20 protein-coding genes are annotated in these 22,901 nt (G+C 70.9%); 5 read left to right on the top strand and 15 right to left on the bottom strand.

The features are described 5' to 3' along the window. Positions 1–96: 96 nt before the first annotated feature. Positions 97–1,293 (bottom strand): signal recognition particle-docking protein FtsY, encoded by a 1,197-nt coding sequence (ftsY, locus tag ABF401_RS11740; protein WP_353509746.1) that lies wholly within the window; start codon positions 1,291–1,293, stop codon positions 97–99. 210 nt (positions 1,294–1,503) lie between these two features. Beyond that, positions 1,504–5,100, bottom strand: a complete 3,597-nt coding sequence (gene smc, locus ABF401_RS11735; RefSeq protein ID WP_353509745.1) for a chromosome segregation protein SMC — start codon at positions 5,098–5,100, stop codon at positions 1,504–1,506. Positions 5,101–5,245: 145 nt separating this feature from the next. Here smc and ABF401_RS11730 point away from each other — a divergent pair, with 145 nt between their 5' ends. Next, positions 5,246–5,854 carry a VOC family protein gene (locus ABF401_RS11730; protein ID WP_353509744.1) on the top strand — a complete coding sequence of 203 codons (609 nt, stop codon included), beginning with the start codon at positions 5,246–5,248 and terminating at the stop codon, positions 5,852–5,854. Positions 5,855–5,858: 4 nt separating this feature from the next. After that, positions 5,859–6,464, top strand: a complete 606-nt coding sequence (locus ABF401_RS11725) for an MSMEG_1061 family FMN-dependent PPOX-type flavoprotein (protein ID WP_353509743.1) — start codon at positions 5,859–5,861, stop codon at positions 6,462–6,464. On the opposite strand, the gene ABF401_RS11720 is transcribed toward ABF401_RS11725, so the two are convergent. Both ABF401_RS11720 and ABF401_RS11715 read right to left on the bottom strand, forming a co-directional pair. Next, positions 6,424–6,735: a chorismate mutase gene (locus ABF401_RS11720; protein WP_353509742.1), complete on the bottom strand. Its 312-nt coding sequence runs from the start codon at positions 6,733–6,735 to the stop codon at positions 6,424–6,426. The genes ABF401_RS11725 and ABF401_RS11720 overlap by 41 nt on opposite strands. 116 nt (positions 6,736–6,851) lie before the next feature. Beyond that, positions 6,852–7,142, bottom strand: a complete 291-nt coding sequence (locus tag ABF401_RS11715) for an acylphosphatase (protein WP_353509741.1) — start codon at positions 7,140–7,142, stop codon at positions 6,852–6,854. A 200-nt stretch (positions 7,143–7,342) separates the two neighbouring features. Between ABF401_RS11715 and ABF401_RS11710 the strand changes: the two genes are divergently transcribed. Further along, positions 7,343–9,421: an acyltransferase family protein gene (locus tag ABF401_RS11710; RefSeq protein WP_353509740.1), complete on the top strand. Its 2,079-nt coding sequence runs from the start codon at positions 7,343–7,345 to the stop codon at positions 9,419–9,421. On the opposite strand, the gene ABF401_RS11705 is transcribed toward ABF401_RS11710, so the two are convergent. From ABF401_RS11705 to ABF401_RS11655, 11 genes are all read right to left on the bottom strand, one after another. Continuing rightward, positions 9,399–10,286: an MOSC domain-containing protein gene (locus ABF401_RS11705; protein WP_353509739.1), complete on the bottom strand. Its 888-nt coding sequence runs from the start codon at positions 10,284–10,286 to the stop codon at positions 9,399–9,401. The genes ABF401_RS11710 and ABF401_RS11705 overlap by 23 nt on opposite strands. An 8-nt stretch (positions 10,287–10,294) precedes the next feature. Beyond that, positions 10,295–12,223 (bottom strand): M3 family metallopeptidase, encoded by a 1,929-nt coding sequence (locus tag ABF401_RS11700; protein WP_353509738.1) that lies wholly within the window; start codon positions 12,221–12,223, stop codon positions 10,295–10,297. Between the two features lie 56 nt (positions 12,224–12,279). Further along, the gene (locus tag ABF401_RS11695) at positions 12,280–13,566 is read right to left on the bottom strand and encodes a hydroxyacid-oxoacid transhydrogenase (RefSeq protein ID WP_353509737.1); all 1,287 of its coding nucleotides are present in this window, start codon (positions 13,564–13,566) and stop codon (positions 12,280–12,282) included. 175 nt (positions 13,567–13,741) lie between these two features. Next, complete coding sequence (gene mutM / locus ABF401_RS11690) at positions 13,742–14,608, bottom strand: bifunctional DNA-formamidopyrimidine glycosylase/DNA-(apurinic or apyrimidinic site) lyase (RefSeq protein ID WP_353509775.1); 867 nt, start codon at positions 14,606–14,608, stop codon at positions 13,742–13,744. Then, positions 14,608–15,393 (bottom strand): ribonuclease III, encoded by a 786-nt coding sequence (gene rnc / locus ABF401_RS11685; RefSeq protein WP_353509736.1) that lies wholly within the window; start codon positions 15,391–15,393, stop codon positions 14,608–14,610. Before rnc ends, mutM begins: the two co-directional genes overlap by 1 nt. Positions 15,394–15,412: 19 nt before the next feature. Continuing rightward, the gene (rpmF, locus tag ABF401_RS11680) at positions 15,413–15,607 is read right to left on the bottom strand and encodes a 50S ribosomal protein L32 (protein ID WP_324143154.1); all 195 of its coding nucleotides are present in this window, start codon (positions 15,605–15,607) and stop codon (positions 15,413–15,415) included. Position 15,608: 1 nt separating this feature from the next. Then, a complete protein-coding gene (locus ABF401_RS11675) occupies positions 15,609–16,184 on the bottom strand; it encodes a YceD family protein (protein ID WP_353509735.1) in 576 nt (191 codons plus the stop codon). A gap of 93 nt (positions 16,185–16,277) precedes the next feature. Further along, positions 16,278–16,766, bottom strand: coding sequence for a pantetheine-phosphate adenylyltransferase (gene coaD / locus ABF401_RS11670; protein WP_353509734.1), 489 nt, complete (start codon positions 16,764–16,766; stop codon positions 16,278–16,280). Positions 16,767–16,775: 9 nt separating this feature from the next. Further along, on the bottom strand, positions 16,776–17,357 hold the full coding sequence (gene rsmD, locus ABF401_RS11665) for a 16S rRNA (guanine(966)-N(2))-methyltransferase RsmD (RefSeq protein WP_353509733.1): 582 nt from the start codon (positions 17,355–17,357) through the stop codon (positions 16,776–16,778). Position 17,358: 1 nt separating this feature from the next. Next, positions 17,359–19,590, bottom strand: coding sequence for an ATP-dependent DNA helicase RecG (locus tag ABF401_RS11660; RefSeq protein ID WP_353509732.1), 2,232 nt, complete (start codon positions 19,588–19,590; stop codon positions 17,359–17,361). 1 nt (position 19,591) lies between these two features. Beyond that, positions 19,592–21,367, bottom strand: a complete 1,776-nt coding sequence (locus ABF401_RS11655; RefSeq protein ID WP_353509731.1) for a DAK2 domain-containing protein — start codon at positions 21,365–21,367, stop codon at positions 19,592–19,594. 139 nt (positions 21,368–21,506) lie between these two features. Between ABF401_RS11655 and ABF401_RS11650 the strand changes: the two genes are divergently transcribed. Beyond that, on the top strand, positions 21,507–22,286 hold the full coding sequence (locus ABF401_RS11650; protein ID WP_353509730.1) for a fructosamine kinase family protein: 780 nt from the start codon (positions 21,507–21,509) through the stop codon (positions 22,284–22,286). A gap of 161 nt (positions 22,287–22,447) precedes the next feature. After that, entirely contained in the window at positions 22,448–22,642 is a 195-nt protein-coding gene (gene rpmB, locus ABF401_RS11645) for a 50S ribosomal protein L28 (protein WP_055814433.1), read from the top strand. Positions 22,643–22,901: the final 259 nt, after the last annotated feature.

Below are 22,901 nucleotides of genomic sequence, written 5' to 3'. Positions count from 1 at the left end.
CCGTGTCAACAACGCGCCCGGACTGTTAGTGCTGCGTTTCGCACGAAGGACCCGCCCACGATGTGGACGCGTGTCCTGGCTGAGCGGCCCTCCGGCTCACTCCACGATGGCGTCGACGAAGGCCTCCGGGTCGAACGGCGCCAGGTCATCCGGCCCCTCACCGAGTCCCACGAGCTTGACCGGCACGCCGAGCTGGCGCTGGACGGCGACGACGATGCCGCCCTTGGCCGTGCCGTCGAGCTTGGTCAGCACGATGCCGGTGACGTCCACGGCCTCGGCGAAGACCTTCGCCTGCTGCAGCCCGTTCTGGCCTGTCGTGGCGTCGAGCACGAGGAGCACCTCGTCGATCTCGCTCTGCTTCTCGATGACTCGCTTGACCTTGCCCAGCTCGTTCATCAGGTCGACCTTGTTGTGCAGGCGTCCCGCCGTGTCGATGATGACGACATCGACCTCCTGCTCGATGCCTGCCCTGACGGCGTCGAAGGCGACGGCGGCAGGGTCGGCGCCCTCCCTGTCGGACCGGACGGTCGGCACTCCGACGCGAGCGCCCCACGTGTCGAGCTGGTCAGCGGCCGCGGCGCGGAACGTGTCCGCGGCACCGAGCAGCACGTCCCGATCCTCGGCGACGAGGACGCGGGCCAGCTTGCCGACCGTCGTCGTCTTGCCGGTGCCGTTGACGCCGACGACGAGGATGACGGCGGGGCGCACGCCGACGCGGGACGACGCGATGCGACGGTCCATGTCGGGTTGGACGAGACGGAGCAGGTCCTCCTTGAGCCACTCGCGGGCGGTGGCCTCGTCGGTCGTCCCGTCGACCTTCACCTTGGTCCGCAGTGACGCGATGAGCTCCTCGGTCGCCTCGACGCCGAGGTCGGCCCCGATGAGCGTGTCCTCGACGTCCTCCCAGGCCTCCTCGTCGAGCCGACCGCGCGACAACAGCGCCAGCAGCCCCTTGCCGAGAGCCGTGTTGGACCGGGCCAGCCGGGCACGGAGGCGCTGGAGGCGGCCGCGCGCAGACTCCGGGCGCTCGATGGTCGGCAGCGGCTCGGAGATGGGTGGAAGGGTCTCCTCCGGGACCTCGGTCGTGACGGTCCCCGAGGGTGGCGCCTCCGTCTCCGGCTGCCGCTCGAGCTCCTCCGTGGGCAGCCCCGGCAGCCCGGCCGAGGGCGGCGCGTCGACCTCCCGCTCCGGGCGGCCTCGCCCGCGCACGAGGCCGACGACGGCGCCAACCCCCAGGGCGAGGATGACGACGCCGATGATCACGTAGAGCCAGAGGTTTTCCACGTCGTCCATCCAATCACGGCCGGCCGACGGAGCCCTCCGGTGAGAGGGGCACCCCGCCCACCCCCTGCGTCGAGTGTGCAATTGATGCCGGCGCCTGAGGGAGATCGACGGGACCAGCCGTCGTGTCTGTGCGTGGACACTCGGCGTATCCGGACTGTGGTCCCGTCATTGCTCCCACGGCGACTGGCGCGAAGTGCACAGTCGACGACGAGCGAGCGGTCAGGCCGACTGCTGGGTGGCGACGTCCCGAAGGCGCTGCGAGACCACCGTCGTCACGCCGTCCCCGCGCATGCTCACGCCGTAGAGGGCATCGGCGATCTCCATCGTCTTCTTCTGGTGGGTGATGACGATGAGCTGGGAGCTGTCGCGCAGCTCCTCGAATAGCGTGAGGAGGCGCCCGAGGTTGGCGTCGTCGAGGGCCGCCTCGACCTCGTCCATGATGTAGAAGGGCGAGGGTCGCGCCTTGAAGATCGCGACGAGCAGGGCCACCGCCACGAGGGAGCGCTCGCCACCGGAGAGCAGCGACAGGCGCTTGATCTTCTTGCCCGGCGGGCGGGCCTCGACCTCGAGCCCGGTCGTCAGCAGGTTCGACGGGTCGGTGAGGACGAGCCGTCCCTCGCCGCCGGGGAAGAGCCGCTGGAAGACTCGTTCGAACTGGACGGCCGTGTCCTCGAACGCCTGGGCGAAGACCCGCTCGACGCGCTCGTCGACCTCCTTGACGATGTCGAGCAGGTCGCGTTTCGAGCTCTTGAGGTCCTCGAGCTGCTCGGTCAGGAACTTGTGCCGCTCCTCCAGGGCGGAGTACTCCTCCAGGGCCAGTGGGTTGATCCGCCCCAGGGCGTTCAGCTTGCGCTCGGCCTGCCGGAGCCGCTTCTCCTGCGCCTCGCGGACGAACGGCCCCGGATCGGGCAGCGGCGCCTCCGGGTCGGCGTCGGGGTCCGGCACGGCGGGCACGAGCTGGTGCGGGCCGTACTCCTCGACGAGGGACTCGGGCGAGATGCCCAGCTCCTCGACGGCCCTCTGCTGGAGCTGCTCGATCCGCAGGCGCTGCTGCGCCCGGGCGACCTCATCGCGGTGGACGCTGTCGGTGAGCTCGCGCAGCTCGTTCTGCAGGGTCGTGATGTCACGCCGCACGAGAGCCAGCTCGGCGTCGCGCTCGTTGCGGGCGGCCTCGGCGGCGCGTCGGACGGTGTCCGCCTCCTCGGCCGAGTCGACGAGCAGGGCGTGTGCCCACTCGGCCGCGACGCGAACCGCCTCGGCCACCCGGGCCTCACGCTGCCGCCGGGCCCGCCGCGCCGCCAGCCGCTGCCGGGCCTCCTCCTCCTGTCGCGCGTTCCGCTCCAGGGCATCGGCACGGTCGCGCAGGGCTCGGGCACGCTCCTCGCGAGTGCGCAGCCCGAGGCGCAGCTCGGTCTCCGCTGCACGGGCCTCCCGGGCGAGGTCGTCGAGCCGTTCGCGCTCCTCCGTCGACGGCTCGGCTTGCACGTCGCCGTCGGCGCTCGCCGCGTCGAGGCGGTCGAGCAGCACGGCATGCGCGGCCTGGTCCGCCTCGAGCGCGGAGCGTGCGTCGGCGATCGCCTTCTCGGTGCGCTCCACCTCGGCGCGCGCCGCGCGCAGCGTCTGTCCGAGGGAGCCGAGCCGCTCGGCAACGGCGGACATCCGGGCGTCGCTCTCATGGAGGCGCTCGAGGCACGCCTCGACCCGTTCGCTCAGTGCGGCTCGCGACGACTCGGCGGCGGCCACCGCGAACCGCGCCTGCTCGCCGTCCCTGGTCGCGCGCGCCACCTCGGCCTGTGCCGTCTCGAGCGCAGCCTGGAGCTCGAGCAGGCTGGGTGCGCTGAGGCTGCCACCGCGCACGAGGCCGGGCGCGTAGACGTCGCCCTCGCGCGTCACCGCGGTCACCCCTGGATGGGTCCGGACGAGGCGCGTTGCCTCGGCAGCGCTGTCGACCAGAGCGACCCGCTCGAGCGCCTGGTCCACCGCTGGGCGCACCGACTCGGCACACTGCACGACGTCCCGCGCCCACCGGGCCCCGCGGTCGAGAGCCGGCCACGTGGACGGGTCGACCGACGATGCGGCCTCCGCGACGAGCAGGCTCGCGCGCCCGGCGTCGTCTGCCCGGAGGCTGTCGAGGGCCCGGGCTGCGGCGTCGAGCGAGTGGACCGCGAGCGCCTCGGCCGCCGGGCCGAGCGCGGCGGCGACCGCGTTCTCGAGTCCGGGGTCGACGCTCACGAGGGAGGCCACGGAGCCGATGATCCCGTGCGACTCGAGATCCTCCTGGGCCGCAGCGAGGAGGGCCGCGGCGCCGTCCTTGCGGCTGAGGCTGAGCTCGAGCGTCTCGACCCGTGCCGCCGCGGTCGTCCGGGCCCGGTCTGCGGCTGACTCAGCCTCCCGCCAGGTCGCGAGCCCGGCCTCGGCTGACTCGAGCTCTGCCGCCGCCTGCTCGTACGCGGTGTCAAGCCCCTCCTCACCCTCCTCTTCCCGGGCGACACCCGCCTCGAGACGCGCGAACTCCCGCTCCGCCTCCGCGGCACGTGCGAGCGCCTGCTCGGCGGTGGAGCGGAGCCGCCCGATCTCGGCCTCGCGCGCCTCGATCCGGGACGCCTTGGCGCCGACCTGCCCGCCGAGCTTGGCCAGGCCCTCACGGCGGTCGGCCGCGGCACGCGCCACCCGGGCGAGCCGGGAGGTCTCCTCCGCGTGCTGGCGCTCGGCCTCGGTGCGGGCGAGGACAGCCTCCTCGAGGGCCGCGCTGACCTCCTCCAGCTCGGCGCGCAGGACCTCCTCCTGCTCGCGAACCGCGGCGGCCTGCGCGCGCAGCTGATCCGGATCGCGGGTCGACTGGCCGGCCTCCTGTCCGTCGCCATCGTCCTCGCTGAGCAGGCGCACGCGCTCGGACGCGAGCGAGAGGGTCGACGCCATGCGCTCGACGAGGCGGCTAACGGCCACGTACTGGTCCTGCGCAACCGCCAACGCCGGGCGCGCCTCCTCTGCGGCGGCCTCGAGCGCAGCAAGCCGCTGGGCCAGGCCGGCCATGGCCTCCTCCACCTCGGTCCGCCGCTGGATGAGCGCCGTCTCGTCGGCCACCTCCTGCTCGAGGGTCGACGTGAGCTGGACGAGGTCGTCGGCGAGCAACCGCAGGCGGGCGTCGCGGGCCTCGGTCTGGATCACCGCCGCTTTGCGCGCCGTCTCCGCCTGACGTCCCAGCGGGCCGAGCTGGCGTCGGATCTCACCGGTGAGATCCTGCACGCGGGTCAGGTTGGCCTCCATCGTCTCGAGCTTGCGCAGCGCGCGTTCCTTGCGCTTGCGGTGCTTGAGGACGCCGGCCGCCTCCTCGATGAAGCCGCGACGCTCCTCCGGCGTGGCCCGGAGCACCGTGTCGAGCTGCCCCTGGCCGACGATGACGTGCATCTCACGGCCGATGCCGCTGTCGGAGAGCAGCTCCTGGATGTCGAGCAGCCGGCAGGGCGTGCCATTGATGGCGTAGTCCGAGCCGCCGTTGCGGAACATCGTCCGCGAGATCGTCACCTCGGTGTAGTCGATGGGCAGCGCGCCATCGGTGTTGTCGATGGTCAGGGCCACCTCGGCGCGCCCGAGCGGTGCGCGCCCCGCCGTGCCGGCGAAGATGACGTCCTCCATCTTGCCGCCGCGCAGGGACTTGGCACCCTGCTCCCCCATCACCCAGGCGAGCGCGTCGACGACGTTGGACTTGCCCGAGCCGTTCGGGCCGACGATGCACGTGATGCCGGGCTCGAGCCGCAGGTGGGTCGCCGATGCGAAGGACTTGAAGCCCTTCAGGGTGAGGCTCTTGACGTACACGACCCGATGGTTCCTTCGTCCGACTGTGCTGCGACTCGCGCACTCCACCTGCGCGAGATCCCGGTCAGACTACAAGCCCCCGGGAGCGGAACCGGGGAGGTTGCGCCCAGCCGGCTCAGCGGCATACGGCCGTATGGTGGCGTGCGTGAGCACGCTCGACCACCTCGTCGTCGCTGCCGATGACCTCGAAAGAGGCGCGCAGTGGGTGGCGGACCGGCTCGGGGTGGGCCTGGACGCGGGCGGCCGGCATGCCGCCTTCGGCACCCACAACCGGCTGCTCTCGCTCGGGCCGGACAGCTATCTCGAGGTCATCGCGGTGGACCCTGACGCGCTGGCGCCGGACCGGCCCCGGTGGTTCGAGCTGGACACGGCCGCGATGCGGGAGCGCGTCGCCGATGGACCCGCGCTCGTGCACTGGGTGGTGCGCGTCGACTCCGTCGACGAGATCGCCGACCCGCTCGAGCTGAGTCGGGGAGACAACCGCTGGGTCATCGGAGTCCCTCCAGATGGCCGTATGCCGCTGAGCGGGCTTGCGCCGTCGCGCATCCTCTGGCGCACTCCCCCTCCGTCGACTCTCCTACCGGACAAGGGAGTTCGGCTGCGCCAGCTGGTGCTGTCGACTGATGAGCCGGTTCTCGTGAGGGACGCGCTGGGGGGCGTCAGGGGCCCGGTGGTGGTCACGGAGGGGGCGCTCGGACTCTCCGCGACCCTCGACACCCCAACCGGGCCGGTGGAGGTGGGACACCTACAGTGATCGAGTGAACGACCTCCACACGATCACGTCCATCGAGCGACTCCTCGAGGTGTACCCCACCGAACCTGCGGCAACATCGGTCCGCAAGGAGTCGCCAGTCCTCACGCCGTCCTACGCGGCCTTCGTCACGGCCGCACCCTTCTGCGTCGTGTCGACGGTCGGCCAGGGCGGCCTCGACCAGTCCCCCCGTGGCGACGCCCCCGGGTTCGTCCGGGTGCGCGACGAACGGACCCTCGTCATCCCCGACCGGCGTGGCAACAACCGGCTCGACACGCTGCGCAACCTCGTCGCCGACCCGCGTGTCGGGCTGCTCTTCCTCGTGCCGGGCGTCGGCCACGAGCTGCGGGTGCGGGGGACGGCGATCGTGTCGACGGACCCGGACGAGCTGGCGAGGCACGAGGTGCGCGGCGCGCTGCCCGCCTCGGTCCTCGTGGTGAGCGTCGAGCGGGTCTACTTCCAGTGCGCGCGAGCGATCAAGCGGTCACACCTGTGGGAGCCCGGTGCCTGGCCGGACCCTGCGTCAGTCCCGACGGCCGGGGAGATGACGCTCGAGGCGGGCGTGTTGCGGGTCACTCGTTGCCGGAGGCGATCCGCTCGTGGTGGTGGATGACCTCGGCGATGATGAAGTTGAGGAACTTCTCGGCGAAGACCGGGTCAAGTCCCGCCTCGTCGGCGAGGGCACGCAGTCGGGCGATCTGCCGCTCCTCCCGGGCCGGGTCCGCCGGGGGCAGGTTCTGCTCGGCCTTGAGCCGGCCCACCTGCTGGGTGCACTTGAATCGCTCCGCGAGCAGGTGCACGAGGGCGGCGTCGATGTTGTCGATGCTGCTCCGGAGCCGGAGCAGCTCGGCGGGCACCTGAGGCTCCATGTCCGGCTCGGTCATCGCAACAGGCTAGGCGAGCCGGCTCCGCTCGGAGGACCGCCGACCGAGGGGCGGACGAGGCTCATCCGTTCTGCCGAGGCCCAGCACGAGCACCGTTGCGATCGCACCGTCCGCGGTCAGCGCTCGACGAAGCCAGTGAGGTCCTCGCGCGTGCTGCCCGGCTGCCCGACGACGGACTGGATGTAGCCGGGTCGCCGGGTCGTCGTCGGTTCCTCGCGCAGCAGCTCCTCGAGCCGCTGCAGCGCCTCGGGGTCCCCCTGCGCCACGACCTCGACCCGGCCGTCCGCCAAGTTGCGGGCGTGGCCGACGAGGCCGAGCTCGAGTGCGCGTGCCCGGGCCCACCACCGGAAGCCGACGCCCTGGACTCGGCCACGGACGAAGAAGGTCACACGCGACGCCTCGTTCATGCGGGACACGGTACGACCGGGCCACGTTGGTATGGCGGCCACCGCCCCCCGAAGTGAACGGGTGTCGGGAGTGAGCCCAGCGGCATACGGAATGGATGCGTCGTCCTGCGCGCCTCCGCCTCACTGTCCCCACGCGTCCCTATGCTCACAAGCGAGGCCGGCTCCGGCCGGCCACCCGTCGCTGACGCGAAGGGAGCCACGTGACGACGTCGGCCACACCCCCGGTGGCCCACCGCGATCCAGGAGCGGTCACGGCGACGAAGCCGCGGCCGGGTCCCGGTATGTCGTCGCCGCCCCCACGCGACCCACGTCAGGGCGGCCGGATCGACGGGCTCGACGGCATTCGGGCACTGGCGATCGCTGCCGTCCTCGTGTTCCACCTCAACGCCTCGTGGCTGCCCGGAGGCTTCCTCGGCGTCGACGTCTTCTTCGTCGTGTCCGGATTCCTCATCACGACGTTGCTCGTCCGCGAGCACAAGCGCAACGGCCGGATCGCGTTCAGGGACTTCTGGGCGCGCCGGGCCCGCCGGCTGCTGCCGGCGCTCGTGGTCACGGTGACCGTCAGCACCCTCATCGCCCGACTCGTGAGCGGTGACCTGCTCGTCCATGTCGGTCGACAGATCGTCGGTGCACTGACCTTCTCGACCAACTGGGTGGAGATCACGGCCGGCTCGAGCTACTTCGACCAGACGGCTCCGCAGCTGTTCATGAACTTCTGGTCGCTCGCCGTCGAGGAGCAGTTCTACCTCGTCTGGCCGGCACTCACGCTGCTGCTCGTCACCTTCGCCGCGGCCCGGACACGGGTGGCCGTGGCTCTCGGCATCGCAGCCGTCTCAACCGTGCTCATGGCGGTGCTGCTCGAGCCGGGCGCGGACGCCACGCGCGTGTACTACGGCACCGACACCCACGTCATGGGCCTGATGATCGGCGCGGCGCTCGCCTTCGGCTGGGCCAGCCCGCGCCTGTCCGCACAGATGCGGCCCTCGAGGCTCGGAGCTCCAGGGCGGTGGGTGGTCCCGATCGCCGCAGCGACCCTGATCGCCTGTCTCATGCTCCTCGACGAGAGCGACCCGACGACCTTCCGCGGGGGGATCCTGCTCGCCTCGCTGGCGTCCGGTGTGCTGGTGCTGGGCGTGCTCGACCGCCCACCGGGCGGGGCCACCACATGGCAGCGGCTCACCGGCCACCCCGCCGCCCGGTGGGCCGGCGAACGGTCCTACGCCATCTACCTCTGGCACTGGCCAGTCATCCTGCTCGTCGCCCGTGACAACCCATCGGCCCCCGGAACCCTGAGCCATCTGCTCACCCGCGGGTGGTGCGTGCTCGTCACCCTCGCCCTGGCAGACCTGACCCATCGTGCAGTCGAGACGCCCTTCCGTCGGCACGGGTTCGGTGGGGTGCTGCGGATGACCGGCGTCTTTGTCCTGTCGTGGTCCCGGCGGACCCGGCAGGCCGTCGCGGGTACCGCCCTCACCGCCATGCTCGTCCTGACCACCGTGGTGCTGACCGCACCCGACCAGTCCGAGACGGCACGGATGCTCCAGGCCAATGAGGCCGCGGCGCTGGCCCAGGACGCTGCCGGGACCCCACCCGCGGCCGCCCCGACCACGTCCATCACGGCCACCAGGGCCACCACGCCGACGGCCGGGACGACGCAGTCGGATCCCCGACGGCAGGGCTCCACCGGTACGCCCGCCGTCGTCGCTCCAGCGGCGACCACGTCCGCCGCCCCGGCGGCCGTGAAGGCCGCCTTCACCATGCCCACTGGCAACCAGATCGACGGCTACGGCGACTCCATGATGGTCGGCAGCATCCACGCGCTCGACTACTACTTCCCCGGCATCAGGATGGACGCGAGGTCCAACCGACGCTGGTCAGATGGCCTTGCTGCGATCAAGGCGCGCGGCGAGGGGAACCGTCGGGCGGTGGTCCTGGCCTTCGGCACGAACGCCGGAGTCGACGCGCAAGCGGTCGCGGCCGCCCTCGACGCGCTCGGTCCCGAGCGCATGGTCGTTCTTGTCAACCTCATGGGGCCCTTTGCCCGTATCGACGATGACAACGCCGCCCTCGAAGCTGCCGCCGCGTCGCGGCCCAACGTCGTCGTGGCCGACTGGGCTGCAGCGGTGCGAGACCACCCCGATCAGCTCCAGTCCGACCGGATCCACCCCAGCCTCAAGGGATCGCATCTGTTCGCCAAGACGGTGCGCCAGGCGCTGGCGACGCTGAGCGAGCGCCACACCGGAGAGAAGGTCGTGCTCAAGGACCTCCCGATTCCCTGACGTCGTCACCGACTCGCAGCCGCGCACCAGCCGGGAGCGGCAGGTCAGGCGCGAGCCGGATGCCGAACCAGGTCGCACCGTCCCACTTCCGGTGTCGTGCGAGCGTGCGGATCGGCTCCTTGGTCGTCCGGAGCGTCTGGCGGTCGATGGTCGTCATGACACAGCGGTCGCAGACCATCGTCCGGTGGAAGGTCGCGTCGCCGATGCGGATCCGGTCCCAGCCGTCCTCGGCGAACGGCTCCGTCCCGTCGACCACGACGTTGGGCCGGAAGCGCGCGTGGTCGATCGGTGCGGCCCCAGCCTCCGCGAGCCACTCGTTGAGTCGGCCAAGGGATGAGCCGGTCGTCAGCAGGATCGGGGCCGCATCAGCAAGGGAGTTCGTGTCCCCGTCCCGTCCGCCGCGATCCCGCCGGACAGGACGGTGGGATGTGTCGTCCTGCCACACCAGCCGCAGCTCGGCCCCGACGCGGTGCGAGATCCACTCGTGCACCTCCGGAGCGGCCGGCCGGGCGGTCCCCTGTCCGCTGTGGTCGACGAGGATGGGCGTCGCATGGCGTGGTTCCGCGACGACGATGGAGTCGCCGGCCCGGTCCCTCAGCCGGATTGCACCCCCGACACCGGCCCGCTGGGCTGGGTCGGCCTGCTGGGCTGGGTGGGCCGGCTCGGCCTGCTGGGCCCGGTCGGCCGGCTCGGCCGTCAGACCGAGCAGCGCCGTGACCTCACGCGCCGTGACCTTGCTGCCCGACGCATCGACGAGGCCCCAGCGGCGGTCGCCGCGCAGACCGCGCGCATCGAGCGATGACGCCTCCAGCGCGACACCCTCGAGCGACTTGACGGGGTAGAGCGTCAGCGCCGTGACGCGCATCCCGGCCCTCACTCGGCGAGCCAGGCCGCATACGCGTCGAACGTGTAGGGGCGTCCGAGGAAGTCCTCGACGAGGTCGGCGGCGTCGCGCCGCCCCCCAGGGGCGAGGACCTTATCGCGGTACGCACCGGCGATCTCGGGGTCGAACAGGTTCGCCCGGTCGAAGGCGGAGAACATGTCCTTCGCGATGACCAGGGACCACATGTAGGTGTAGTAGCCGGAGCTGTAGCCGTCGAGGTGTCCGAAGTGGCACTGCATGTGCGTGCCCTCGATGTAGGGGAACACCGAGTACCGGCCCATGAGCTCCCTGAGGCGCGCGGTGAGGTCATCGGACGTGTTGACGTGGAAGTCGTAGGAGAGAGCGGCGTAGAACATCTGCGTCCGCGCGTCGTAGCCCTTGCCGAAGTCGTCGGCGCGCCGCATCGCCGCCACGAGCTCCGCCGGAATGGTCTCCCCATCGGCGTTGCGCGCGAACGTCGCGAGCACGTCCGCGTCCCAGGCCCATTCCTCCAGCATCTGGCTCGGTGCCTCGACGAAGTCCCACTCCGTGGCCACGCCCGAGAAACGGACCCATTCCTGGTCACCGCCGATGACGTGGTGGACCAGATGTCCGAACTCGTGGAAGAGCGTGACGACCTCGTCGTGCTCCATGAGGCCCCGGTTGAAGTTGCACACGAGGACGCCTTCGGGCAGCTGCACCCCGCGCACACCGCGAACGAGGTCGAACTGCGCCGCATGCTTGTACTTGCCATCACGCGGATGCAGGTCGAGATGGATGCGACCGATCCGCCGACCCCGGAACCCGACGTCGTAGGTCGCAACCTCCGGGTGCCAGGCTGGGTCATCGGTGACCGGCGTCCAGTCGAGCCCGAAGAGGCGCCCGGTGACGTCGAGCAGACCGCGACGGACCGACTCGAAGGGGAAGTACGTCCGCACGCGCTGCGCGTCGACAGCGAGCTGCTCCTTCCGGACCAGCTCGGCGTAGTAGGCGACGTCCGCCCCGTCGATGTCCGTGGCATCGGGACGATCCTGTTGCAGGCGCCTGAGCAGGACGGCCTTGTCTCGGGCCGCGCTGTCCGCGGAGAGGACGGTGATCCGGTCGATGAACTCGGCGATCGCCGTGCCCTTGCCAATCATCTTGACCTCGGCGTCGTAGTCGGCCCAGGAGTCGTAGCCGAGCAGCCCTGCGGTCTCCCGACGCACGGCGAAGATGTCCTGCAGCACCTGGTCGTTGGCTGGCCAGCCGATCGTGAGGAACTGCGTCACCAGGTCCCTTCGGGCGGTCGCGTCCTTGGCAAACGTCCGGAACGGCACGACGTCCGGGTAGTCGGTCGTCACGGTGACGAGGCCGTCGTCACCCGCCGGGTGGGCATCGATCCAGTCCTGCGGCATCCCGTCGAGCTGCTCCGGACGGATCCGGATCGAGCGGACGTTCTCACGAATGTTCTTGCTGAAGTCCTGGCTGAGCAGCAGCCCCTTCTCGCTCAGCTCGCGCAGGCGGGCCCGAGTCGGCTCGTCACGGTCCACGCCCGAACGACGGAAGTCGCGCAGTGTTCGCTCGAGCAGGCGAGCGGCCGTGGTGTCGAGGGTGGCGCCATCGACTGCGGCGAAGACGGCATACAGGTCCGGGTCGAGCCCGAGATCGGTGTCCAGCTTCTGGACCTCTTGGGCCACCGTCTCGGCACGGTCCCGGACCGCCTTGTCGGGATGGACCTCGGCGAAGAACGACCCGACCGAGGCCGCGTTGGACAAGGCGACCTGTGCGTCGTTCCACCGGCGGAGGGCATCGATCGCCTCCGTCGGAGGGCTTGCCTTGAGCTCGTCGACGAGCGTGCGGCACCGCTCCACCTCGTCGTCACCACGGCGGGCCACCCAGTCGAGCCAGTCGGGCCCCGAGTCGTCTGTCGGCAGGGTGAGGGGCATTGGCTCAGTCGTCACGACGGCACTGTATGCCGCTGAGCTCGCTCCGCGCCCGGTGTTTCCTTCCGCTGTGCTCAGTCCCAGAGCCGCAGGGACCGGCGGAAGATCCCCGCCAGATCCTCCTCGGTGACGGCCTTGGGGCTGGTGGCCAGGAGTCGCTGCTGCTTGAGCGAGCCGTCCACCAGGGCGTCCACATCCGTCTCGTCGTATCCCACCGCGCCCAGACCCGAGGGCAGGCCGATGTCACGCATGAGGTCGAGCAACAGCCCGGGCAGCACGTCCCTCGGCTCCCCCTCCCATTGCCCGCGACGGGCGGGGTCGAGGAACCCGGCCGCCGCGAGGTGCCGCTCGGGGTTCGCGTCGAAGGTCCACCGGAAGGCCTCGGGAGCGGTCAGGGCAACGGCCATGCCGTGCGGCACCATCGGCTCGTCCTGTGGGTAGTCGCGGGGGCGGAAGTCACGGACCCGACCCGCGACTGGATAGGCGTTGGCGTGCGGCACGTGGACCCCCGCGTTCCCGAAACCTAGGCCGGCAAAGGTCGCCGCCAAGGCCATGTCGGCGCGGGCCGCCTCGTCCTGCCCATCACGGACGACGACGCGGAAGGCACGGGCGAGCAGGGTCAGGGCACGCTCGGACCAGAGGTCCGCGATGGGGTTGGCCCCGCAGTAGGGCACCCGCTGGTCCGGGGTCTTGCGCGGGACGGCCGAGTAGGGACGCGCCGTCCAGCTCTCCAGTGCGTGGCAGAGGATGTCCATGCCGGCGCTGGCGGTGACTCCTCGCGGTTGGGTCACCATCAGGCTCGGGTCGACCACGGCCAAGGTGGGCCGAAGTCGCTCGTGGCTGATGCCCGTCTTGACCTCGAGGGCGAGGACGTCGAGGACGCAGATCGTCGTGCTCTCTGCACCGGTGCCCGAGGTCGTCGGCACCGCGATGAGTGGGAGCAGTGGATGCTGCGGAGGCCGGCCGGCACCGATCGGCACGTTGACGTAGTCCATGAGGTCCCCCGGATTGGTCAGCATCAGGTCGACGGCCTTCGCCGTGTCGATCGACGACCCGCCGCCGATGGCGACGACCGCATCGAACGGCCCAGCTGCTCGGGCTCGGCTCACCGCAGCCGCCAGGCTGGCATCCGTCGGCTCGACGTGCGCGGTGTCGTGCACCACCGCCTCGATGCCGTGGGTCCGCAGCTGGTCTGCCACCCGGTCGGGCCCGCCGGCGGCGTGCACGCCGGGGTCGGTCACGACGAGCACCCGTCGGGCGCCGAGCTGGGTGAGGTCGTGCCAGACCTCGTCCGCCGCTCCCGGACCGAAGCGCAGACGTGGGGAGGCGTAGGTGAAGACCGTCTCGCTGCTGTCGCTCATCCGCCCAGCCTCGCAGCAAGCGCGGCGCGTGCGCACGAAGCCCTCTCCCAGCCCATCAGACCTGCAACACGCCCGGGACCTCGAAGCTCCCCACGGTTGCTTCAGGGTGACTTTCGAGGTCCCGGGCGTGTTGGGGTGGTCGGGGCTGGGCGCGCACGGCTGCACGCGGCTCGGTTCAGCCGAGGCGCCGGACCCTGGGCCGTGGTCGGGGCTGGCACACCGGGCAGGAGTAGGAGGACCGGTTCATGAACTGCTCGCGGCGCATCGGGGTGCCGCAGCGGTCGCACGGCGTACCCGCACGGCCGTAGGCGTGCAGTGAACGGTCGAAGTACCCGCTGGCACCGTTGACGTTGACGTAGAGCGCGTCGAAGCTCGTGCCGCCCTGGCCCAAGGCCTCGGACATGACGTCGCGGGCGTGGTCGAGAATGCGGCTCAGCGTGGGTTTGGTGAGGGTCGCGCAGACCCGCTCGCCGTGGACCTTGGCCCTCCACAACGCCTCGTCGGCGTAGATGTTGCCGATCCCGGAGACGAGCGACTGGTCGAGCAGCGCCCGTTTCACGGCACTGTCACGGGTCTTCATGCGGCGCACGACGGCGGCCTGGTCGAAGCTCGCCTCGAATGGGTCGGGGGCGATGTGGGCGACGGAAGCGGGAACGCCATCACGGGTGAGCGGCGAGAGGGCCAGTCCCCCGAAGGTGCGTTGGTCGACGAAGTGCAGCTGGGGGCCGTCGTCCATGAAGTCGAAGACGGCGTGGCAGTGCCTGTCGCGAGGCAGAGCGGCCGGTTTGACGAGCATCTGGCCACTCATGCCGAGGTGGACGACGAGTGCTTCGTCGGCGTCCAGGACGAGCCACAGGTACTTCCCTCGCCGGGCCGCCGAGGTGACCGTGGCACCCCTGATCCGGTCGGCCAGATCCTCCGGCCCGGCGACGTGGCGCCGCGCGACCCGCAGGCCGGTGATCTCTGCGCGGGCGATGCGACGCCCGACGACGTGCTCCGCCAGGCCACGGCGGACCACCTCGACCTCGGGCAGCTCGGGCATCAGGCCCGGCCGCGGCGATCCGACGCCGTCTCGACCTCCGCTTCGGCGCGGGCGGAGCGGCGCGCGTCCAAGGTGTGCCATGCCTCCTTGGCGGCCTTCTGCTCCGCTTCCTTCTTGCTGCGGCCACGCCCCTCGCCGAGAACCTCCTGACCGAGGACGACGCGGGCGTGGAACTCCTTCTCATGGTCGGGGCCCTGCTCACCGACGCGATACTCAGGGGCGCCCTGACCGACGGCCGCGGCAACCTCCTGAAGGCTCGTCTTCCAGTCCAGCCCCGCACCCAGCGTCGCCGCCTCCTCGATGAGCGCGTCGAAGTGGTGGTGGATGAACTGCGCGGCTCGCTCGATGTCGGTCGACAGGAACACCGTCCCGATGAGGGCCTCCATGGTGTCGGCCAGGATCGATGCCTTGTCCCGACCGCCAGTCGCCTCTTCGCCCTTGCCCAGCATGACGTACTCGCCGAGGTCGAAGCTGCGTGCGACATCAGCGAGCGCTCGCATGTTGACGACGGCAGCCCGCAGCTTGGCGAGCTGCCCCTCGGCGAGGTCTGGATGTCCGCGGTAGAGGGTCTCGGTCACGACGAGCCCGAGCACCGAGTCCCCCAGGAACTCGAGGCGCTCATTGTTCGGAACCCCGCCGTTCTCGTAGGCAAACGAGCGGTGGGTGAGGGCACGCAACAGCAGCGGCTCGTCGATGTCGTCCCCGACCACCTCTTGAAGGTGGCCGAGCAAGGCATCGACGGGCCGCTGCGGGACCGCCAGAACACCCGCTTCGCCGTCGCTCACGGGGATGCCCACGGGCAGATCAGGCCTGGTGCTCGGTGCGCTCAGCGGCGGCGTAGTAGCGGCCCTTGTAGGTGCCACAGGACGGGCACGCGATGTGCGGCTGGGCTGCCGCACCGCACTGCGGGCACGTGGTGAGAGTGGTCGGCGCAGCCTTCCAGTTCGCGCGGCGCGAACGGGTGTTGGACCGCGACATCTTCCGCTTCGGGACAGCCACGTCAATTCCTCTTCTCTTGCGGGTCGTCCTGCAGCAGTCCGCTGAGGGCCGACCATCGGGGGTCGATCACTTCATGATGGTGGTCCGGGTCCTCGGCGAGGTGGAAACCGCACTGGGCACACAGCCCCGGGCAGTCGTCCCGGCACACGGGTTGGAACGGGAGCGTGGGAACCAACGCATCCCGCAGCACGGTCTCGAGGTCGACGAGGTCGTCCACCAGCTCGTACACGTCGTCCTCGTCCGAGTCGCCCGCCACCTCGTGGTGGTGCGCCGCCCGATCGGTGTAGGCGAACAGCTCCTGGAATCGCGCGTCGACGTCGAGCTCGACGGGATCCAGGCACCGCACGCAGGCACCGGTCGCCGTGCCGGAGACCGAACCCGTCACCAGCACTCCCTCGACGACCGACTCGAGCCGCACGTCGATCTCCACCGGCGAGCCGGCCTTGATCGCGATGACCTCGGTGCCGAGGTCCTCGGAGAGCACCGCAGTGCGCTGGAGCTCCTGCATCGTCCCGGGTCGCCTGCCCAGCTTCCGGGTGTCGAGCACCAGGGGCGAACGGGGATCGGGACGGTCCATGACTCCTGCACAGCGATAGGTGTGGGTTCGGCCCGCGTCAAGGCAGACGTGGACCGACGTCCAAGGTTACCGGAGGGGTCGGCGGGTCCCAAATCAGCGCATCCGCTCCTCCAGCGCGGTGAGCACGACGTCCGGCACGAGGCCGGATACGTCTCCGCCGAAGCGGACCACCTCCTTGATGAGCGAGCTGGACACGTGCTGGAGGTCTGGGGCGGACGAGAGGAAGAGCGTCTCGACCCCGGTGAGATGGCGGTTCATGTGCGCCATCGGCAGCTCGTAGGCGAAGTCCGTCCCGCCGCGCAGGCCCTTGACCATGGACCGAGCCCCGACCTCGCGACAGACGTCCACGACGAGACGGTCCGCCCACGCGGCAATGCGCACGTTGTCCAGATGGGCCAGCGACTGCTTGAGCAGCTCGAGCCGCTCGTCGACGCTGAAGGTCCCCTGCTTCGCCTGGTTGTGCAGCACGGCGACGACAACCTCGTCGAAGAGGCCGGCGGCCCGCTCGATGATGTCGACGTGACCGTTGGTCACGGGGTCGTAGGAGCCGGGGCACACGCAGCGTCGCGGTTCGCTCGTCACGGTGCCAACCTACGCGACCCCGCCAGAAAGGGGCGGCTCCGCGAACCACACTGCTGTCTCGCCGTAGCGCTTCTCTCCGGAGAGCTCCAGCCCCGCAGGCCACGACGGCTGGGGGGACCGGGTCGACCGCTCCACCACGACGAACGCCTCCGGGGAGAGCCATCCGTACTGCACGAGGGCACTGAGCACCTCCGTCAGCGCCTCCTCACTGATGTCGTAGGGCGGGTCGAGGAAGACGAGGTCCACCCTCATGCCGGCGGGCGGGCCGGCCCGGAGCACGCGCTCCACCGTGTCCGTGAGGACCCGGACCCCTGCTGCGCCCACCGTCTCGATGTTGCGGGCAATGACCTTCGCAGCCTTCCGGTCCGACTCCACGAGCAGGACCCGGGACGCTCCCCGGCTCGCCGCCTCCAGTCCCAGGGCTCCAGAGCCCGCGTAGAGGTCGAGGACGTGTGTGTCGACGAGCAGGCCGCGGTGCTCGAGCCGGCTGAAGAGCGCCTCGCGGACCCTGTCCGAGGTCGGGCGCGTCATCGAGCCAGGTGGAGTGCGCAGGGTGCGGCCCCCTGCCGAGCCACTGATGATCCGCGTCATGTCAGCCCCGCTCCAACCACGCCGCCTGCTCCTCGTCGAGGCGCGTGGCCACCGCTGCGGCCAGCGCCGGATGCTGCCGAAGCTCGGGATCCGCGTCGACGAGGGCAAAGGCGTCCTCGCGCGCCTCCGCGAGGATCTGCTCGTCCTCGCGACGCGTCAGGCGCAGGTGGCGCACCGAGTTGACCCGGCCGCTCTGGCGGGCACCGAGGACGTCGCCCTCGCGGCGGAAGAACAGGTCGGCCCGGGCGAGCTCGAAGCCGTCGGAGGTGGTCGCGACCGTGTCGAGGCGTTGCTTCGCTCGCTCGCCGGGGTCCGTGCTCATGAGCAGGCAGAGGCCGGGCGCCGAGCCCCTGCCCACCCGCCCGCGCAGCTGGTGGAGCTGCGAGATGCCGAAGCGCTCGGCGTCGATGACGACCATGATCGTGGCGTTGGGCACATCGACGCCCACCTCGATGACGGTCGTGGCCACGAGGACGTCGACCTCCCCGGCCGCGAAGGCACGCATCGTGTCCTCTTTCGTCTCGGGGTCGAGCCTTCCGTGCAGCACGCCAATTCGGGTTCCAGCGAGGGCAGGGTTGCGGCTCAGCTGGTGCCACATCTCGTAGACGCCGGTGAGTTCCTTCTCGGCAGGGCCGTCCTCGCCGTCCTCGGGATCCACCGGCTCCCAGTCGTGTGCGTCCTCGTCCGAGGTGTCGGACGACAGGACGGACCCTGGGTCAGGATCGCCGATGCGCGGGCACACGACATATGCCTGGTGGCCCTTGGCCACCTCCTCCGCGACTCGTTGCCACGTTCGTTCGACCCAGTTGGGCTTGGTTGCGTCGACGCCGTGAGTCGTGATGGGAGACCGGCCCTTGGGCAGTTCCCGCAGGGTGGCGGTCTCCATGTCTCCGAAGACGGTCATCGCCACCGTGCGCGGGATCGGGGTCGCCGTCATGACAAGCACGTGCGGAGGCCGAGCCCCCTTCTCGCGGAGCGCGTCCCGCTGCTCGACGCCGAAGCGGTGCTGCTCGTCGACGACGACGAGGGCAAGATCGGCGAACTGCACGTGCTTCTGGATGAGAGCGTGCGTCCCCACGACGATCCCGGCTTCCCCCGAGGCGGCATCCAGCAAGGCAGCCCTCCGGGCGGACGTGCTCTGGCTGCCCGTCAGCAGGACGACCTTCGTCCCGATGTCGCTGCCCCCGAGCATGCCGCCCATGGCGAGGTCGCCGAGCATGGCGGTGATCGACCTGTGGTGCTGCGCGGCGAGGACCTCGGTGGGGGCCAGCAGCGCCGCTTGGCCCCCCGAGTCGATGGCGGCGAGCATGGCCCGCAGGGCCACGATGGTCTTGCCCGAGCCGACCTCGCCCTGGAGGAGACGGTGCATGGGCCGCTCGCGGCCGAGTTCCTTCTCGAGGAGCTCGCCGACGCCCCGTTGGCCGTCAGTGAGCTCGAACGGCAGGCGTGCGTCGAACGCTGCGAGCAGGCCCCCGGGTCGTGGGTGTCGCGGCGTGCCCATGACCGCCTCGGCGGCCTTTCGGCGCTGGGCCAGGATTGTCTGCAGCACGAAGGCCTCATCGAACTTGAGCCGGTGCAGGCCCGCGTGCGCAACCTGCGTCAGCAGCGGGCGATGCACCAGCTCGAGGGCCTCGCGTCGGCCAAGGAGGCCTCGGCTCTCGCGCACCTCCTGCGGCAGGGGCTCGCGGAGACGTTCGACCCGGTCGAGCGCGCTATGCACGACCCTGCGCATCCGGAACTCGTTGAGCTTGCCCGTCGTCGAGTACACCGGCACCCAATGGGTGCGATAGGCCTCCACCTGCCCCTGCGAGTCGTTCTCCTCAATGAGCTCGTAGTCGGGATGGGTGAGCTGGAGCTTCCTGCCATAGGAGCCGATCTGGCCGATGAAGAACCCACGGGCTCCCGGTTGCAGCTTGCCGACGTGACCGTAGGCGTTGAAGAACGTGAGGTTCAGCTGGTTGCCCGAGCCGTCGGCGAGCACCACATTGAGCATCTTGCCGCGACGGTTGCGCATGGGCCGGGTCGTTGCCTCGGCTACCTCGGCGACGATGAGCACGTGGTCACCCACCCGGAGCTCGGACAGGTCCGTGAGCTCGTTGGGCAGCAGGTAGCGTCGCGGCACCAGCTCGAGCAGCTCACCGACGGTGTCGACACCCTTGTTCTTGGCCAGCGCCTCCGCATCGCGCTTCGGGACAAGCTTCGTCAGTGGCGAGTCCTCGGTGAGCAGGACCATCTCACTCGACTCCGATGAGCGCGGTGTAGACCGGCTGTCCCCCGTCGAGCACGCTCACCTCGACTCCGCCGCGCTGCTCGCGCGCGGCAGCCTCGACCGCGGCCACCAAGCCATCGGGGGCCGACTCGCCGAGGACGAGGGTCACCAGCTCGCCCCCACTCGACAGCAGCCGATGAGCCACCTCCCGAGCGACGACGAGCTGGTCGGAGCCGACGATGACGATGTCGCCGTCCACGACGCCGAGGACGTCGCCCGGCTCGCACGGTCCGCCGCTCGTCAGGCCGACCCGGTTGGCGATCGTGACGGCCCCATGGCGGGTCCCGGCTGCGGCGGACTGCATCGCGACGAGGTTGGAGGTCGGCCGGGCGTCCGGATCGAACACCGCCACTGCTGCCAACCCCTGGACGGCGGTCCGGGCCCGGACCACGAAGGTCTCGATGCCCTCGTCCGCGACAGCCCGAGCCGCCGCCGCTGCTGCGAGCTCCGTGTCTGCGTCGTTCGGGAGCACGATGACACCACGGACTCCGGTCGCGTGCTGCTGACGAATGGCCTCGATGAACGAGCCGGTCGCCGCTCGATGGCCCGGCCCGGAGGATATGACGACCGCCCCGACCGCCGTGAAGATCTCAGCGATCCCGTCGCCCGCGGCACACGCGACGACCCCGGTCAGGCCGGTCTCCGGCTCGTGGCCACGCCCCTCCCCATGGCCGTGGACCTCGCCGTGGGCATGGACATGGACCTCGACGTGCCCATCCTCCGGCGTGTGGATGGCCAGTCCGTCGTCGGTGACCAGCCGGGTGATCCGGATCCGGTGCGGACGGCCGGCCTCGATGCCCGCTTCGACGGCTGCGCCCGGGTCGTCCACGTGGGCGTGGACGTTCCACTCGCCGTCGCCACCGACGACGAGAACGGAGTCGCCCAGCTCGACCAGGCGCGTGCGCAACGCGGGAATGCGCTCCTCCTCCTCGACGGAGAGCAGGTACATCACCTCGTACTCCGGCCCCAACGGCTCCCCGGACGGAACGACGTCCGCGTCGAGTGGCCGGGTCACCAGGAGTGCTCCGGACTCCGGATGGAGCCGACCGCGCCGGTCGGACGAGGACAGACCGAGGACGACTCTCCCGTCATCCCCGGCGGCAAGTCGCTCGAGGCACTCCAGGACGAGGACCAGACCGGCTCCACCTGCGTCGACGACACCCGCCCGCGCGAGGACGGGGAGCTGTTCCGGCGTCCGGGCCAGCGCTTCCTGGGCGGCCTTCAGGATGCGGACCGTCGCGTCATGGAAGGCGAGGCCGCTGGCTTCCGCGGACGCCGCGGCCGCCGCCCGCGACACGGAGAGCATGGTGCCCTCCTTCGGATCGGTCACTCCCTGCCACGCCCGCTCGTCGGCCTGGGCGAGGCCGGCGGCAAGGTTGTCGGCGTCGATGACGGTGCATCCGCCGACGCCCTCAGCGAGCCCGCGGACGATCTGGCTGAGGATGACCCCCGAGTTTCCCCGTGCGGTCCAGAGCAGGTGGCCCGCGAAGTCCTTGAGCAGCTCCGCCACACTGTCCAACGGCTGGTCGGCAGCCTCGGTCAGCATCCGCTCGATGGCTCCGTCGAAGGTGAGGTAGAGGTTGGTACCGGTGTCACCATCCGGGACGGGGAAGACGTTGAGTGCATCGATCTCCGCTCGGCGCGCGGCGAAGACGGAGCGGATGAGCACGGCCCAGCGGCGCACGGCATTGACGTCGAGGACCTCGAGCGACGCCAGCGCGCTGCGCGACCCGCGTGCCATCCGGCTCCTTCCGCCTGCGTCCACACCGATTCGTCCCGCCGAGTCCGTCCGGCCGATTGCCGTCCGCTGGAGCTGATGTCCGGCAGGCTACTGCGTCGCTCCGACGGCGTGCTGCCGGCCGCCGTCTACCGTTGCTCTCATGTCTACCCGACCGGACGGAGCCGTGCACCGGAAGAGCCGGGCGGACGCTCCCGAGGGCTACTTCCAGGCGGAGGCCGCCGGTCTGCGGTGGCTGGCGGAGGCGGAGGCCGACGGGGGCGCCCGCGTGGTGCAGGTGCTCGACGTGGGAGCACACCACATCGACCTGCGACGCCTGTCGCCGGCGCAGGCCACCCGGAAGGCGGCGGCGGACCTCGGCCGAGCACTGGCCATCACGCACTCCGCCGGTGCCACCGCCTTCGGGGCACCGCCGTCCGGCTGGCAGGGGGACGCCTGGATCGGCAGCCAGCCCCAGACGAACGACCCCGAGCGTTCGTGGGGCCGCTACTTCGCCGAGCAGCGGGTTCGCCCGTTCGTCCGGAAGGCGGTGGACGTGGGGCACCTGGCCGACTCCGATGCCCACGTGGTCGATGCTGTCTGCGATCGGATCTCCGCAGGTGCCTACGACGACGACAGTCCCCCTGCCCGGATCCACGGCGACCTCTGGGCGGGCAACGTCGTGTTCACGTCGGCGGGCGCCGTGCTCATCGACCCGGCCGCGCACGGCGGGCACGGCCTGACCGACCTCGCCATGCTCGACCTGTTCGGCTGCCCGTATCTCGAGCAGGTGCTCACCGCCTACGCCGACGCAACGGCTCTCCCCCCGCGATGGAGGCGCCTGATCCCGCTGCACCAGCTCCATCCCCTCGCGACCCACACGGCCTCACACGGCCCTGGCTACGCCGCCGGGCTCGTGGCGGCCGCCCGCGCGATGGCGTGACCACCTCGCCGTTTTGTTCAGGTGGCACCCCGTCGGCTACTCTTGGACGGTTCCCTTCGCGCTCTGCGGGTGACGTACGCCCCGCGGGTGTGTCGAGTGCCCGAGGCGGCCCGATCGGGAGCACCAGCACTTCCGTCCACCCCGACATTCAGGAGATACCCGTGGCTGCCAACTGCGACGTCTGCGGCAAGGGACCGAGCTTCGGTCACAACATCTCGCACTCGCACCGCCGCACCAAGCGTCGCTGGAACCCCAACATCCAGCGCGTCAAGGCGCTGGTGGGCGACGCGGGCGTGACCCCGAAGCGTCTCAACGTCTGCACCTCGTGCCTCAAGGCCGGCAAGGTCAAGCGCTGACCCTGCCGACCCGGCATACCCACTGAGGCCGATCTCCCTGCGGGAGGTCGGCCTCAGTCGTCTCCCGGGCAGCTCCGGGCGCCCCCTGCTAGGGCGTCGGGGCGAAGTGGTCCCACCCCCGCGGCTGCTGGGGAACCCCGCCGACGGTGACCCCCTGTCCGGCCTCGACCCGGCCCAGCGGCCGCCACCCGGTCGGTAGCGCCCCCGTCGCAGGGAAGGCAGCCAGCAGGCTGTGCTCCTCCCCGCCGGCGAGGACACA

Origin of the sequence: Intrasporangium sp. (assembly GCF_040414665.1) — a bacterium.
Classification (GTDB): Bacteria; Actinomycetota; Actinomycetes; order Actinomycetales; family Dermatophilaceae; genus Intrasporangium.
Note: the sequence above shows the minus strand (reverse complement) of the source record. Positions and strands in the feature narration are given on the sequence as shown.

Coding starts and splice junctions, on each gene's coding strand:
- ftsY (WP_353509746.1), bottom strand. CDS start 1,293: ATGGACGACGTGGAAAACCTCTGGCTCTACGTGATCATCGGCGTCGTC.
- ABF401_RS11720 (WP_353509742.1), bottom strand. CDS start 6,735: ATGACCGAGCCGGACATGGAGCCTCAGGTGCCCGCCGAGCTGCTCCGG.
- ABF401_RS11715 (WP_353509741.1), bottom strand. CDS start 7,142: ATGAACGAGGCGTCGCGTGTGACCTTCTTCGTCCGTGGCCGAGTCCAG.
- ABF401_RS11705 (WP_353509739.1), bottom strand. CDS start 10,286: ATGCGCGTCACGGCGCTGACGCTCTACCCCGTCAAGTCGCTCGAGGGT.
- ABF401_RS11695 (WP_353509737.1), bottom strand. CDS start 13,566: ATGAGCGACAGCAGCGAGACGGTCTTCACCTACGCCTCCCCACGTCTG.
- mutM (WP_353509775.1), bottom strand. CDS start 14,608: ATGCCCGAGCTGCCCGAGGTCGAGGTGGTCCGCCGTGGCCTGGCGGAG.
- ABF401_RS11675 (WP_353509735.1), bottom strand. CDS start 16,184: ATGGACCGTCCCGATCCCCGTTCGCCCCTGGTGCTCGACACCCGGAAG.
- rsmD (WP_353509733.1), bottom strand. CDS start 17,357: ATGACGCGGATCATCAGTGGCTCGGCAGGGGGCCGCACCCTGCGCACT.
- ABF401_RS11660 (WP_353509732.1), bottom strand. CDS start 19,590: ATGGTCCTGCTCACCGAGGACTCGCCACTGACGAAGCTTGTCCCGAAG.
- ABF401_RS11655 (WP_353509731.1), bottom strand. CDS start 21,367: ATGGCACGCGGGTCGCGCAGCGCGCTGGCGTCGCTCGAGGTCCTCGAC.
- ABF401_RS11650 (WP_353509730.1), top strand. CDS start 21,507: ATGTCTACCCGACCGGACGGAGCCGTGCACCGGAAGAGCCGGGCGGAC.